At 41.0% G+C, this 14,462-nt stretch carries 14 protein-coding genes; 11 read left to right on the top strand and 3 right to left on the bottom strand.

The window, feature by feature from the left end; all coding sequences use genetic code 11:
• Together VGT41_01940 and VGT41_01935 are read left to right on the top strand one after the other, a co-directional pair.
• Positions 1 to 1,420 (top strand): hypothetical protein (locus VGT41_01940; protein ID HEV2601036.1); only part of this gene is annotated, 1,420 nt, incomplete at its 5' end.
• 142 nt (positions 1,421 to 1,562) lie between these two features.
• A complete protein-coding gene (locus tag VGT41_01935; protein HEV2601035.1) occupies positions 1,563 to 2,900 on the top strand; it encodes a hypothetical protein in 1,338 nt (445 codons plus the stop codon).
• A gap of 52 nt (positions 2,901 to 2,952) precedes the next feature.
• On the opposite strand, the gene VGT41_01930 is transcribed toward VGT41_01935, so the two are convergent.
• Positions 2,953 to 4,221 (bottom strand): hypothetical protein, encoded by a 1,269-nt coding sequence (locus VGT41_01930; protein HEV2601034.1) that lies wholly within the window; start codon positions 4,219 to 4,221, stop codon positions 2,953 to 2,955.
• 228 nt (positions 4,222 to 4,449) lie between these two features.
• Here VGT41_01930 and VGT41_01925 point away from each other — a divergent pair, with 228 nt between their 5' ends.
• The 5 genes from VGT41_01925 to VGT41_01905 all read left to right on the top strand — a co-directional run bounded on the left by VGT41_01925 (position 4,450) and on the right by VGT41_01905 (position 10,009).
• Positions 4,450 to 4,998: a nucleotide exchange factor GrpE gene (locus tag VGT41_01925; protein HEV2601033.1), complete on the top strand. Its 549-nt coding sequence runs from the start codon at positions 4,450 to 4,452 to the stop codon at positions 4,996 to 4,998.
• A gap of 138 nt (positions 4,999 to 5,136) precedes the next feature.
• Entirely contained in the window at positions 5,137 to 5,424 is a 288-nt protein-coding gene (locus VGT41_01920) for a GIY-YIG nuclease family protein (GenBank protein ID HEV2601032.1), read from the top strand.
• Between the two features lie 304 nt (positions 5,425 to 5,728).
• Positions 5,729 to 7,246 (top strand): hypothetical protein, encoded by a 1,518-nt coding sequence (locus VGT41_01915; GenBank protein HEV2601031.1) that lies wholly within the window; start codon positions 5,729 to 5,731, stop codon positions 7,244 to 7,246.
• A 262-nt stretch (positions 7,247 to 7,508) separates the two neighbouring features.
• Positions 7,509 to 8,387 carry a hypothetical protein gene (locus VGT41_01910; protein ID HEV2601030.1) on the top strand — a complete coding sequence of 293 codons (879 nt, stop codon included), beginning with the start codon at positions 7,509 to 7,511 and terminating at the stop codon, positions 8,385 to 8,387.
• Positions 8,388 to 8,662: 275 nt separating this feature from the next.
• A complete protein-coding gene (locus VGT41_01905; protein ID HEV2601029.1) occupies positions 8,663 to 10,009 on the top strand; it encodes a hypothetical protein in 1,347 nt (448 codons plus the stop codon).
• A gap of 96 nt (positions 10,010 to 10,105) precedes the next feature.
• Here VGT41_01905 and VGT41_01900 read toward each other — a convergent pair whose 3' ends face one another.
• Positions 10,106 to 11,254 carry a cutinase family protein gene (locus VGT41_01900; GenBank protein ID HEV2601028.1) on the bottom strand — a complete coding sequence of 383 codons (1,149 nt, stop codon included), beginning with the start codon at positions 11,252 to 11,254 and terminating at the stop codon, positions 10,106 to 10,108.
• Between the two features lie 220 nt (positions 11,255 to 11,474).
• On the opposite strand from VGT41_01900, the gene VGT41_01895 reads away from it, so the two are divergent.
• From VGT41_01895 to VGT41_01885, 3 genes are read left to right on the top strand one after another with little or no spacing between them, the layout of a single operon-like run.
• Positions 11,475 to 11,810 carry a hypothetical protein gene (locus VGT41_01895; protein HEV2601027.1) on the top strand — a complete coding sequence of 112 codons (336 nt, stop codon included), beginning with the start codon at positions 11,475 to 11,477 and terminating at the stop codon, positions 11,808 to 11,810.
• A gap of 49 nt (positions 11,811 to 11,859) precedes the next feature.
• Entirely contained in the window at positions 11,860 to 12,201 is a 342-nt protein-coding gene (locus VGT41_01890; protein ID HEV2601026.1) for a hypothetical protein, read from the top strand.
• A 49-nt stretch (positions 12,202 to 12,250) separates the two neighbouring features.
• Positions 12,251 to 12,679, top strand: coding sequence for a hypothetical protein (locus VGT41_01885; protein HEV2601025.1), 429 nt, complete (start codon positions 12,251 to 12,253; stop codon positions 12,677 to 12,679).
• A gap of 59 nt (positions 12,680 to 12,738) precedes the next feature.
• On the opposite strand, the gene VGT41_01880 is transcribed toward VGT41_01885, so the two are convergent.
• The gene (locus VGT41_01880) at positions 12,739 to 13,833 is read right to left on the bottom strand and encodes a hypothetical protein (GenBank protein HEV2601024.1); all 1,095 of its coding nucleotides are present in this window, start codon (positions 13,831 to 13,833) and stop codon (positions 12,739 to 12,741) included.
• A 306-nt stretch (positions 13,834 to 14,139) separates the two neighbouring features.
• On the opposite strand from VGT41_01880, the gene VGT41_01875 reads away from it, so the two are divergent.
• Positions 14,140 to 14,340, top strand: coding sequence for a hypothetical protein (locus tag VGT41_01875; GenBank protein HEV2601023.1), 201 nt, complete (start codon positions 14,140 to 14,142; stop codon positions 14,338 to 14,340).
• The last annotated feature ends 122 nt before the right edge of the window (positions 14,341 to 14,462 follow it).

Here is a 14,462-nt window from a genome sequence, read left to right as displayed (position 1 = left end):
AACTCTTAATGCAGAAATGTTTATTCCGGTGTATCAGCACGGCATAGTGATTGCGTATATTATCATTAATCGCCAAAAAAATGGTCTGTATGGTAACCACAAGCAGGATGAAATAATTGTATTTGCTCGCTATCTTAAAACGATTTTGCATTTAATACAAAACCGTAATAAAGACAATGTATATGATATAAAAGAGCAACTTGATTCTGAATTACAACATAAAACTGCAGAAATGAATCAGTACAAACAAAATATTCGTTCTGTGTTGCGTAACTTAAAACAAAAAGATGTGGGTCTTATTTTTTATAAAAATAAACGGTTTATACATGGTAATCAAACGGCACATACGCTCATTACCGTTAATATCAACTCGCACGATGCGCACCCGATAACCCAAGCAATTAAAAAAATAACAACGCTGGCTGCCAGTTATAATGCACCACAAAAAACCTATGTTGAAATTGATGAACATAAAAAACTAATACTCATTGCGGTACCTGAACCAGATAATCAGGAAGTCGTCATCATGGTATATCAACTAGAAAGTCCGGACACAACGCAACAGCTGACTATGAACGCCAGCACAACCGATACCGATGGCGCTTGGTATTTAGAAGCGACTGAATCAGGAGCACTGCTTAATCAACTCATACCGGGAACGAGTAAAGAAACTATTGATTTTAAAATTAATCTATTAAAAATAATTGATAGTCCAAAAGGGATTTTACTCACCATACCAAAAGATGAAATTACACCAACAATCACCGCGTTACAACAGATCACATCACGAGAAAAAGTACATACCATAACCCTTACTAAACCAACCAACGCTATTGATATCGCCCCATTAATTTTTGGGATTAATCCCATTTTTGGTCTTACGCCAGAGCATCCACCACTGCTTGAAACGCTTGACGGTGCCGGGATCCTGTTCCTGCAAAATGCAGAGTTTTTAGATTTTGAAGTACAAAAACTACTTGCTCATTTTATTGCCTATGGAACCTACACAACATTTAAAAGTAATAAAACAAACACGAGTGACGTGCGTATTATATGCTCAGAAAGCCAAGATAACAGTGCAAAATATCATCTCTCTGATGATCTGTGTGCACAACTGGTAAAATTACCGGTTTCACTGGCGCCCTATACTAGGCACAATACTACCCAACCGAAAACACATAATGTTACTCCCCCTACGATAAGTGCTAAAACGTATACAGAAACCCGCTATCATCCCGCATACTGCCAAGATAATACTGAAATCGCTCAGATTGTGCATCTGGGTAAAGCTGCTCTTAAAGACAAAAAAAACATGTCGATACTATGGGCATACTTTAAAGATCAAACAACTCTTGCAACCGCTCTTGGTGTAAATCGCTCATCAATCAATAGACGATGTAGGCAGTACAAGCTCACCTAATCTATAAGGTTTTTTATTATAAAACTGTGCCCATGGCGATTTCACCGGCAGGCTAAAGTTTTACCGTTATTTTTTATGTGTTACACTGCCGTTGCGCGTAATTAAAAATGATAACTTTTTGTTTGCAGAGGAAGAAAATAGTATGAATATTCGCATGTCCGTTGCGCTCATTATTAGTTTGTTTATCATTACACCGTCACTGCATGCGGCGATGTTTGCAGAATTTTTTAATAACTGGCGAGATGAGAAAAGCTATGAAGCGTTCATTGCATCTTTAGGTAATGCCTCAGATGAGGAAAGAGCTCATTTTGAGAAAAATGGGTTTAAAAATATTATCTCTTATGTAGCGGTAGAGCTTGCAAAGCCAGAGGTTAATCTTTCTAATCAAAGGGCAAAAAAACGTAAGCTGGTGCTTGGACTGATACAGAGAACATTTAGCGGCGCGCAAGTGCCAACACGTACCGATGCGCAAGTGGCAGCGAGTTATCTTGCTCACGGTGCTCCTGATCAAGATCCTTTAGCGCATGTTTCTTCTTTGTTTGCAAAAGCCTTGGAGGCTACGCCGCAAGAAGATGGAGCCAATCAACAAGAATTAGTGGTAATTTCAGAGTTCCTAAAATTATTGCAGGTTCCGCAAGGCAATACACATGATCATGATGTTGGCGATGAGGGAGCTTCAAAACTGCAAAGTAGATTATCTCAAATACAAGCAAAATTAAATCGCAGTGATGAGCTGGCTGCAACAGAATTTCTTGCGCATGGGTCGCCTGAGCTCGACCGAGTAGCATGTATTAATCGTTTATTAACAAACGCTCTAAAACCTGCCAAAGATCAAAACGGTATTCCTGGTGAGCAAGAAGAAAAAGAGAGCGCTGAAACTCAACAAGCATTAACTACTCTTGCAGATCATTTAAAACTATTACAGGTGCCGGCAGAAGGTACTCTTGCGCACGATTATTTCCATCACCTGGTATTGCCAGCACTGGCATTGCTGCAGCACGATCATGATAATTTTACTATCAGGTCTTATAATAATGGTCGGCCTGGCGTAGTATTTTCCAATTTATTATACGCCCATGAAGAGGTCATTATCGATGCAAAAGAGAAGCTTGGTTTGCCAGCGCGTCGCTCATTTGCAGAAGCTGTTTTTTCCTTTGCATCACCGTCGCATGAAGGTGGTCCAGATATTTTCGGTAATCCGTTACTCGGGGTAGCAGGATTGTTGACTGCTGCAGCTGCACGTGCACGAAATTATAAAAAGACAGCAGCTGCAATGGGTGTTGTATCGCTTGTGCAACTTGCTTTTGGTCCTGCACGGAATGTTTACAACGAATTGCATACGCATCGTTTTAATACCACAGGCGTTGCTGAGAGTCGTAAAAAGGCGGAGACACTTTTTAATCTTCTTGTAGCGCAGCAAAAGCAAACGCGTTTATTACAAAGTGCCAGTACACCTCAAAGTGCATCTCAAGGTGAATAGCAAGAGGGATTATTACGGGCGTCGCAAAAAAAGGAGTTATTTTCTTGGTTACCTAAAAGCAAATCGAAACATCTACGCCAAACATTGCACCGCCTAAATCTGCGTCAAATGTTCGTTGTCCACCAACTTGTACGTTGTAAAATATGCCGAGACGCGGGCCGACGCGCATACATTCTGTGGTGAAATCATATTCAGCGGTAAAGTGGAGCGTATGCATATTCCATCCCTGAAACTCTTCATCAGAATTGACGATTGCTGCATCGAATAGTTTTGTATCACAAGGGATTACTTTATCTGGATTTGCTCGTGTGTAGGAATATGCAAGAGTACATGAAAAGCCCCGTACCACATGATCGGCACGGCTATATACGCCAAGACGCCAGATGGGGCCTTTGTGGACGTTGGCAGCGCCTTGTGCCAATTTGATAAATCCGTTTTGGCGAAGATCTGTTTTCATATGCAGATCTTTTTGCTTACTGAAGAAAATGAGTGCTTCGATATGTCCGCCCATGGTGAGCCAATCGTAGGCGCCAAAAGAGCTATCAAACGTTGTTATAATGCCCGCGTGTTTATCATATCCAAGGGGGATATCAAATATGCTGGATTCGCTTTTTGTTGATGAGGTTGGGATGTTAACACCCAGTTTTAAAGTTCCATCAATGAAATCAATGATTTCAGTTCCTTGGTAGTTCACGGTCCAACCGGTATAGACTATTAGATCTCCAACACCGGTTTTTTTAACAGGACAGATATACAGACTGTGTGCTTGTAAAATGCGATCAAATGAGTCTAAAAAATCCTGCCATTGTGGGATGCTGTTATTTGGACAACATGCCGTTTGCGTGCAATCTCTAAAATCGATATCACTTAATTTAAGTCGTTTGATCGGAAGTTCTGCGCCAGCAAAAAAACCGTACGCAAAATTTTGAATATAAGAAAGGTTAAATTCTTGGAAAGAAAAACTGCCTGTAAAAAGGAGTTTCCCAAAATTATTGGTCGCAGGAATTTGTGCAAGGTTAGTCAAGATTATATCGGTAACACTATTGGGATCTTTTGGCACTCCGTTACCGAGCGGCTGCATTGCGTGGAGTCCATAGATATTCAGTAGACTGGTTTTGTGACCAAAACAGTCGCGTGCATGTTTGGTGCGGCCACCTCCGGCGGTGACATCAAAACTAGCAAGCCACTCTTTTTCAAAACGGGGTTCAGTAAAAATTGATTGTGCGCGGTAAAAATGAAGGTCGCCTATACCAAAAAGAGGCAGGGAAACGAATGCTGCTTGGATGATTAATAAACTGCTTAAACGTATTAATTTTTTCATGGAAAGGAACCTTATTAGGATGCTGGTATTACTGTCAACGTACTTATGTATAAAAAAATTAGAGAAAAAAAGGAAGGTTTTTATCTAATTGGGTCGTGTAGATCGTTTTTTACGGTGATTATATGAAAGAGCTTTAAAGAGTAACTTCCTATTACTTGAGCCGCTTTTGTAGCTTTGTTATACTAAAACCATATATCAAAATGGATTTTTATAGGCAAGGGGATTGAAATGGCTTTAGATAATCACGATAATAACATTGGAATGGATGATGTAACCGAACAGCAAGCAGGATGTTGCTCCCAGGATGCAGCACCAGAAACTGAAAAGACAAGTAATGAACTAGCGGCTTGCCAGCAGCAGCTTGCTGAGTGGAAAGAGAAATATCTTCATTCGATAGCAGACTTTCAAAATTTTAAGCGTCGGCAAGAACGGGATCAGGCAAACTGGATGCAGTCAGCGCAAGTACAGGTTTTCAAGCAGTTGATCGGTATTGTGGATGATTTTGATCGTGCAATAGCTGAATCAAAAAAAGTAGCTGGTCATGAGGAATGGCTTACTGGGTTTGAGATGATTCATGCGTCATTGCATAAAATGCTTACCGCTTCAAAGGTAACGGAAATAACTGAACGCACCGTTTTTAATCCTGATATTCATGAGGCGATAGCATCTGTGGATGCGCCTGGAGTTTCGTCAGGCAATATCGTTGATGTGGTGCAAAAAGGGTACATGTTTAAAGATCAGGTCCTTCGCCCAGCGCAGGTAACCGTTGCCAGATAACCACCCATATTTAGTGCTTATCCTAAAATTACTCCCCGTATTTGAAAAGGTTTTTTATAATAAGCACAAGAAATTTCCGATCGTCGTCACGAGCCGCCGTTGGCGTGCGTGGTGATCCAGGTTAATAAGGTAATATTTATGAAACAACCGATAGTTTATATTGTTACGAATAAAACAAACGGCACTCTGTATGTTGGAGTAACATCTAATCTTGTAAAACGAATACATGAGCATAAAGAAGGTTTAATCGAAGGGTTCACAAAAAAATATGGTTGCAAATTATTAGTATTCTATGAGCCTCATGCAACTATGGAATCTGCAATATTACGAGAAAAGCAAATTAAAGAGGGATCACGCAACAAAAAGTTATATCTGATAGAAGCAATCAATCCCAGTTGGAAAGATTTATATGAAGATCTTTATTAGCCTGGATAGCCACGCACGCCAATGGCGGCTCGCTAAGACGATCGGGTGTCAAGAATATTATGAACTAAGCCTATCACCGCAAGATTTTTCAGAAATTGAATCTATGAATTAATTTTCGGATAAACTGTTAGATGAGATGAGAAGATCCGCCAGTAAAAAGGCGGGTTTTTTATTGGGTTTGGCGCCCTGAATTATTCAGTCTGAATTGGAAATGTTAATAAGATATTGTTTTTGAATGGGCGAGTTTGTTATCATGGAATTAATGTTAAAGATAGTATAAAAAAATTAAGTGAGGGGACGGTATATGAATAATGTATATAAATATCTGTTATTAATGATGGTTGGCGTTGCGTATGTAGGGATGCCAAATGGAGTTTTTGCAGCAGCGGCAAATCTATCAGTGGAAGACCCAGTAGAGGTGGAACAAGGCCCAGAGGAGGCAGGGCAGCTAGTACCTCGGTCGGCATTATCAGTAGATCCTGGGACGAAAATTATGGCTTTACCAGTTGATCCAAATGATCGTGCAGTATTGCAGCGTCTGTCACGGGAAGAACGTCGGGACATGCGCCCACGTGGGACCGAGCGGACGATAGCAGAAGAACAACAATCAATGCGAAAAAGGCCAAAAACAGAAGCTGAAAGAGAAGCTCAGGCAGCAGAAGAAGTAAAAGAGCTTGCGCAGCTTGGGCAAGAGCAGCTGTCACAAGAAGAAAGCGCTAAACTAGCTCGTGTATTTACCCAAAAAAAATGGAAAGCCATAGAGAGCTTAATGAAGCGGACTGAATTCTTATTAGATCTGCTATTAACAGCTCTTAACTCTACCAATGATAGGGCTGGGCGTAGAAATTTACGCAAAATGATACAAAATACCATATATTATGCGTTGGGAGATACGCCTATTAAAGCAGACGATTCACATTTACTCAGTAACATAAATAAAGCTATAGATAAACCAATTTTAGAATACGAGTTTGCGCAATTATTACGTCTTCTTCATGACGGGAAATTAGAAGAAGCATTAGATCTTGTTAAAACGGCACATGGCGGTAGCTTTACTTTGCGGTTCATAGGATATGATTTTAACATTGAGATGTATCGTAAGGAATTCAGTAGAATTATTGCGACCATTATGTATGAATGCCTATTCGGTAAGGGACGCCCGTTTACCTTTTTATTACAAGAGCCGAAAGGGGACATTCTCGCAAAAGCTAAAGCTATATGGACGCAAGAGGCTCCAGACTATGGCAGAAGGACAACAGAAGATTATAGGCTTGTTCCAGGTTTAAAAAACCCAAGTTTAGAAAAGAGTGCTGAAGGTACAACGGGACAAGAGACTTCAGACTTAAAACAAAAGCGACTACAAGAGATAGGAAAAGCTATTGATGCTCTCATGAAGCCTTTATTTGTTGTACTTCAATTAGAGCATTCTACAGGAACTCGTAGGAATTTGCGTAAAATAATAAATAAAGGCATAGAAAAAATGGGGCACGGAGAGATTGCACTAGGTATGTCTGAGGCGGCATTAAAGGAAGCATTGCATAAGCCTATCGTGGAGGATGATTATTTTATCCGTATACTGCGATATGTACACGACGGGGAATTAGAAAGAGCGCGTACATTGGTCAAAAGCGCATATGGAGGTAGTTATGCACTACCATCTGATTTTATGTATGAAGACTTTGAAAATGAATACAAAGAGACGTTGGTCGAGATTTTTTACGAAGGGCTGTTTGGGCAAGGGCGTCCATTTGCCTTTGTGCTTAAGCCTTTAGTGGGAACTTTACCGGAGGATGTGGCATCGATTCAAACAAGTTCAAAATAATCTCTATATGATTGCGGTGTGATGCCGTAACAATCATACGTAATAGACAAAAAGATATCCAAAGCGCTGAAGAATCGTTGCTTTGGATATCTTTTTTTGTTGGCGTTAGTTCGGCAAAGACCATCTCTCTCTCCAAGCTACAAAATAGACCTTTCTATACAATTTGACGCTATTTGACCCCCAGTTGCGGCCCCAAGTATTTCTGATAGAATATTTATATGGAATTATTTTAATACTATAGGGCTATAAATGGAGGTTACCTATGAAAGTTATAAGAACAATTACTCTTGCGGCATCGGTTTTGGGGGCAATTTCGGTTGCGACGCCGAGCTTTGGCGCGGCGGGTTATGCGGCGGGTTATGTTGCAGACAAGGCAAAACAGGGCATTATTTCTACAATAGCAGAAAATAAGTTGGCGACCGCTTCTTTTGCAGTGGCGGCAGCGTGTCATACTGTTCCTACATTGCCATGCGTAAAACGTGTCATACCTACGCAGGTAAAGCAGGCATGTTACGTAGTAAAATTTGTAGCTGGAATCTATGGATTAAGAAGATATATGAACTCTGAAAGTGACAAGCATGCGAAAGCGGTTAAAGATCTTGCAGTTCAGCAGGCAGCTCTGTTAGCAGCATTGGAGAAGAGGATGAAAGATAATTTCGAAGCGGCGAGATTGTTAGTAATTGAAAAAGCTGGAGAAGCAAGACTGTTGGCAGAAAGAAATGCTCAAGAAGCGCGTGAAGCGGAAGCAAAAGCAGAAGCAGATCGTGAAAAACTAGCTCGTGAGCAGAAAGCGGCGCTAGAAGCAGCAAAAGGTGAAGTTTTAGAAGCGCAAAATGGACATGCGCGAGATATTCAAGCCGAACAAAAAGCACTTGGATTACAAATGAATGATAATCAAGCGTTGAACCAACAAGCTTTACGTGAGTTTGGAAATCTATTATTGCAAGTGCATCAAGGACAACAGAATGGGCAAGCAAGACTTGAAGCCAAGATAGATGGTGTGCCAGAGGCAGTTGTTAAACAAATAATGATTGCAATGCAAGCGCAACCAGCAATATCAGTTGGGCAATCGCAACGGCAGATTAGCTATGTTGAGAGTGCAGATCAGGCAATATCTCACTTGGCAAATTTGGACAAATAAAATACAGCAAGTTTATAAAAAATAAGGGCGCTTAACGGATATCCGTTAAGCGCCCGATTTTCTATTTGGTTATAAAAAGATAGCACTTTCTATACTTTGCCGATCCTGGGGCATTTTTGCAGAGCCAAACCCTGTAATTTGATGGCAACGGGGTTTCACAAGAACCTTATTTGTTTTATTGACAATGTGTAATGGCTGCATTAAGATTACCGCCTGTACAGCGATTTTAATGTGGTGATAATATTTTTAATAAAATTATAGGTGAAGGTGGATTTATGCAAAATGTAAGAAAAATTATTTTTGGTTTGTTGTTGATAAACGGGTTTGCGGTTGCGATGGATAACAGCTTGTTTCCTGGTGATGAAGAATCTGGAGCTGCAGCAGTATCAGCAGTAGAAGAAACAAAAGAATCTTTTGATGCGAGCTCTGCAAGTTCGGGTTCTGATAGCCCTATGAGTATGAAAGAGTTAATTTGGGGAGTTTGTAGCGGTCAGCAAAGCGTGAGGGGGCTGCTTTTGAGTGTTTTTAAAGCGCGAGCAAAGAAACTTGTATCCGATCATCCGCATGCGGCAGCCGGTTTCGGGGTAGCGGCAGCATGTCATATAGCGCCAACATTCTTAAGCGCGGTTACTAAAAAGGCGCCGACGCGCAGTAGACTTAGATCATTACATGCAGAATCTATGCATGAAGCATCGTCTAAGATCGTGGGAATGGAAAAAATTTTTTACTATTTAAAGTTGGCGTCTATTGCGTATGCGGTAAAGAATTATTTCAGCCAATTCGGAGCACTTCGGAACTTGATCATGGATGGGCAAAAGAAGCAAGATCAAGCGAATACTCGAGCGCAAGAAGAACGAGTGGGCCTTAAGAACCAGCTTGCGGGTGTAGATGCTAAGGCTGACCGTGCTGCAGGAGCATTGGATGACTTGCGGGGGGATATGAACGGCAATCACCAAAGGCTGCAGCGACAAATAGAAGGCGCCAAGGAGGAGCTTGCACTTCAGTTGCAACAACATCAAGCATCACTAGCGCTTCAGTTGCAAGAGCACAAAGACGCGCTTGCGCTTCAGAGGGAAGAAGATAAAAAGGAAGGCAAAGAGCAAAATAATGTGCTTCTTCTTAAAATGAATGGATTGGAAGAGGGTCAAACTGATATTCAATCTATTTTAGCAAGCGTTCGAACCCAAAATCTGGGATTTAACGAAACGCTTGCTCTGTTGAAAGAACAAGGAATGGGGCACAATGACGCTCTTGCGCTTATACAACAATCTATGGGAAATCAAAATAAGCAACTGGCATGTGTGGCTGGTGGAGTACAAGCAATGTTGCTTGGACAAGATGGCATGAGACGTCAAGCAGTACAAAATGGACAGAAGCTAGATGTTCTTCTTTCTGTAGCGACAAAATTCATTTCAGATGGTCGGCAGGGGAGGGAAATTGGGCAGCAGGGAGTGGTACGCGAATTATTACTAGAGCCACAATCACCGAAATATGCTATTGGAAGACAAAGTTCAGTACCGCGCATACAAGAAGTACAAGAAGTTCACTCTGCGCCAGTAGGATCTATAGCGCATACTGCCAGGCAGACAATGCGGGCATTAGAACACCGTAATGGCAAATAACAGTTAACAAATGCTAATACAGAAAGGGGCGTTCATGGAAAACCATGAACGCCCCTTTCTCTCGTGCAGTGTTACGAGGAGGAGAAAATTAGCTTATTATTGCTGCGTGCTTTCAAGCAGCGCTGCGATTCCTTGCTCCGCATAAGCAGAGTTGTGCGGAAGACTATGTCGTTTAAAAAAGGCATTCACTGCCTGTTGGTATTCTGTGATCTGTGCCATCTTTGCATGCCACACCAGCTGCCGTGTCTGCTGTTGCAATGTTGGGGTATAGCTATACAGATAGACCTGTTTATGCCCGCTTTTTTGTATATGATCAGCAATTTCCTGTATCGCGGCATGATGTGTTTGTGAATCACACATCACTCGGCCGATAAAGATGGGTACATGCGCGGAAAATGGGCGTCCATTAAATACGGTCTTGATATGCGCGCCAGGGGTGTAGCGTGGTAGGGCATATTGCACACAGGTATGCACCAAGGACGAAATGATCGGTAAGTGCCATGCAAGATCATGCGCAACCCGTTCAAGCGAGATGGGCGGGCATTCAATAGCGACAGCTGATACATTTTTAACAACCAGTGCATCGGCATGAGTCATGACATTTAAAATAGTTGCAGCACCTCGTGAATCACCAACCAGAACGATGCGAGCATCTGGATTAATTTCAGTAACTTTTTGTAGTATGAGCGTAACGGTTGCCATATCGTCTTCTTGTGCAAGGTTAAATGATTGTGGGCGATCGGTAGGAAAATCGAATGCGATGGTTACCCCCTGCAAAATATCTCTTTTAATATAATTATAGGTGGCTGCGGCTCCTATCCCTTTACCGCGCAATGGGTGGCCAAGAAAGTTGCCTATCCAGCCGTGGCAATAGATGAAAATAGTGTCGGTCGGATTTTTTAGTTTTGGTATGGCGTTGCGCACTGTAAAATGACGCCCATCTTCCAGCGCTATTGCGGTATCAATAGGGTTTTTCGACGGAATTTGAGTAATTACTTCACGCATAGAGTTGGTTTTGGTTACCGTTGCATCGAGAGTTGTTGGTTCGAATGAGATGATATTAAGGTTCTCTACAGTGATCTCAGGTGCAATAGGAATCATGGTCGTTTGATAATGACGGTACGTGGCAGCAGTTGCAAAGGCCGCAAAAAAAGACGCACCTTTTTTGAAAGAGGCATCCAAATAGGGAGTCTGTAAGGCCAGGGTGCAACCCAGAAAAGAGGCCATTAAAATCGTCTTTTTCATATCAACCCTTTGTATTTTTGATCTCATATGCCAAAGATGCCTAAATTAAGCTCTGTATACAGTATAATTGCCTGTTATAAATAGATCAAAGGGTATAATAATTCTATTGATAATATGGCCAGGCACGAGGGGGGTAATATTTCAACCTTGACAAATCTTCTGTTTGTAATACTTTAGTCCCATCGTAATTATTCATTATATATTTTGTGAAAGGATAGATATGCAACGATTATTTTTTATGATAATGGTATGTGTGAGTGTGGGATCGCCATCATTGAGTCTGTGCGCCCGAGAAAAAATGGCGAGAGCAGCTGGGCAAGCAGGTGGGCAGTTGACTGTGTTGGAACAAGCTCGTCAAGAATCTCGTCAAGGGGCTGCTGTAGCCGCTCTACTGCCACCGGCGCAAAAACGCAAAGTCGTTCTCTCAAGAAAAGAAATGAGACGTTTTAACCCAGAGGAAAATTTGAAAGTACATCTTTTGAAGGCAGAAGGAAAGGTTCATAAGAAACACGGATGGAAGGAACGCTTGCGCGATGAGATGGGTGAGGGTTACTAAAAGAATTAGGTGCTGTAAAGCGCATTACAACTGTAGTTAAGGGTTATGTATGAGGCAGTTATTTTTTGCAGTCGTGTTAAGTCTAAGCATGATATTACCATCGCGTAGTTTATGTGTTCAAGGCCCACTAGCACAATTTCGACAAGCTCTTAGGGCACAAGATGAAAAACCGCTACTTGGTAAGAAAGGGCGGCAAACTGCGTTAAGGCAGGAGCGACTCGAGCAATCAAGAAAAAGCTATCAGGGTTCGAAATCTCAGCAAGCGCGACGAGTGCTATTACCGCAGGAACCATTGTTTGCTGTGCCTGCGTTAACACCAGCGGAAGCAAAGATGCAACAAAAACAGGCGCAACAACGGCTTATTGAACAAGACGTAGCTGATTATTTATGATGACGTACAGTAATTAATGTATATACACCGCTATTTTCAAAGGATGTCTATGCAACGATTATTTTTTGTAATCTTATTATCCGCGAGCATGATAATGCCATCACGCATGTGCGCTGCGGCTGGTTATTCAAAAATGATGCATGAGAGAGTTCTTCGATTAGAGAGACAAAAACGACATCAAGAAGGAGCAGCACTTCGTCAACAGATGCGGCCAAGAGCGGTTGTTATGGGAATTGAATCGGCCGACTTTGCCAACTTTTCACATGCACAAAGAAGAAAACTTCATAGAGCGCAGGCGCAGTTAGATAAAAAACAAAAGCGAAAGAACGTAGAAGCTCGTGCTCAGCAAGAAGTAGAAGCTATTGTTCGGGCGGAGGAAATCAAGGCTGAAAATAAGAAAAGAGAGAAACAAGAGAGAGCACACGTCGTTAGACAGCAGCAGGAAATGCAGGTGTACTATGACAGCGATGAAGAATAAATACATACAATAAGAAATGAGATGAAGCAAAGGGGGCTGCAATACTATGCAGCCCTTTTTTACTTATGAGTTACTGCTACCAGTAGTTCTATTAAAATAAGTATGATGATCAGTACGGTGAGTAGATCCTCTCGTATAGCATCTACTTTGTGTTGCCAGACAGATCGGATATCATGGACGATCGCCAATTTTTTTTCAATGGTTGCCTTAAGGTTTTCAATATCAAGTTGGTTTTCTAACGTTGCATACAGTTCAGAAAAATAAGGGTCACCAACAATTTTTATACTGCTACTAAGCCGTTCAGTAATCACCGAAATATCAGCTTTCAGTTTTCCGAGCTCATCGATTGGACTTGTTGAAAGGGTTCCGAGAAAGGGCAGGTATGATTTTAAAGGAACTTTACCTGTTTTTTCTTCGTAAATGAGATTGAGCTGCTGATCAAGAAGGCGATCAAAATAGCGGAGTTCTAGTTGCTGAATATTGCCAAATTCAAAAAAGTCTAAAAGTTCTTCATACTCTCGATCATAGACGAGTGCTGATTCTGTATCAATAACGGTCAAATCACCTTTGAAATATCCTAAAGACGCTTCTAAGATCTGATTTTTTTGATATTCAGATAATGAACTGGTTTCAAAGCGCAGTGAAGATGCGATAATGCTGCCGTATTTTTCTTTGAGCGTGTTGCCATCAAGACCAATTTGTGGATCTAATTGTATCACAAAATATGATGATTTTGTGTAAAAAAAGTGTGGCTTTATGATGCTTGGTTTTATTTTTTTAAATAGGGTATGCGCATCGATAACGCTTTGCTCTTGGTATTTATAACCGATTTCCTGCAGATTCGCTCGTATATCCTCTAGAGTATCATCAAACGGTATTTGATAGGTTAAAGATAAGGCGCCAAAGTTGTGGATTTTTGCATTAACGCAATTTGAAGTGGCATGAGGATGAGGGAGTTCTACAGAAAGCGGAATGTGATAATTTTTAAAGTATTTTGGTGGAATGTATGGTCGCTGTAGGATTGTACTCCTACTTTTGACCAGTTCTAAGTTGATCTCTTCCCCAATATCAAACGCATGAAAAATAAAAATATTTCCAGAAAACGTCAGTAACGGGGCGGCACTATTTTTTGATTCGCTCGATTTTACAAGCATATCTATGGACCTTTTTCCAAGTAAGGTAATCAATATTGTTCTTTATAACGATAGCAAAATTTTCCATAAGTAATCAAATTTTCTTTGTTTTTATATCCTACCCGGAAGCTCAAAAACTCGTATTGGCGAGTAACTTATTGAGACCTTTCGTATAGGATCGACACGCATATTGAGCCTCATCGATACATTATGCTGTGCCGTTTCCTTTAAAGGTTTGTCATATTGTTTTGATGTAACAGATTGCATTTTCCGTTTTATTCATGTTTTAATGCCAGAAAAGGTATAACAGTCGTAATAAAGCGGATCATGATGCATAAAAAGATGCTCACCATTTTTTGGTTTTTAGCTGGCATAACATCTTTTGCGCACTTAAAAGCCACGGATCGATCAGATTGGGGAAATTATAAACTTTGTTGTGAAGGGAGGGTTCATCCTGAATATACAGAACATCAAGCAGAAATCATTCACGCAATTGAATATGAAATAAATAACGTGAGTTCGGTATAAGAAGTTTTTCGGGATGTTGTATGTTGTTGCGTATTGTTGTGATAAAAAGGGTTTTCTTACGCAGTCATTGCGAGGAACGAAGCAATCTAGCCTCGTTAATAAAGGAGATTCTCATACAAATC

This window comes from Candidatus Babeliales bacterium (assembly GCA_035944115.1).
Taxonomy (GTDB): Bacteria; Babelota; Babeliae; order Babelales; family Vermiphilaceae; genus DASZBJ01.
The sequence above is the reverse complement of the archived record's forward strand: the minus strand, read 5'-3'. Positions and strand labels throughout refer to the sequence as shown.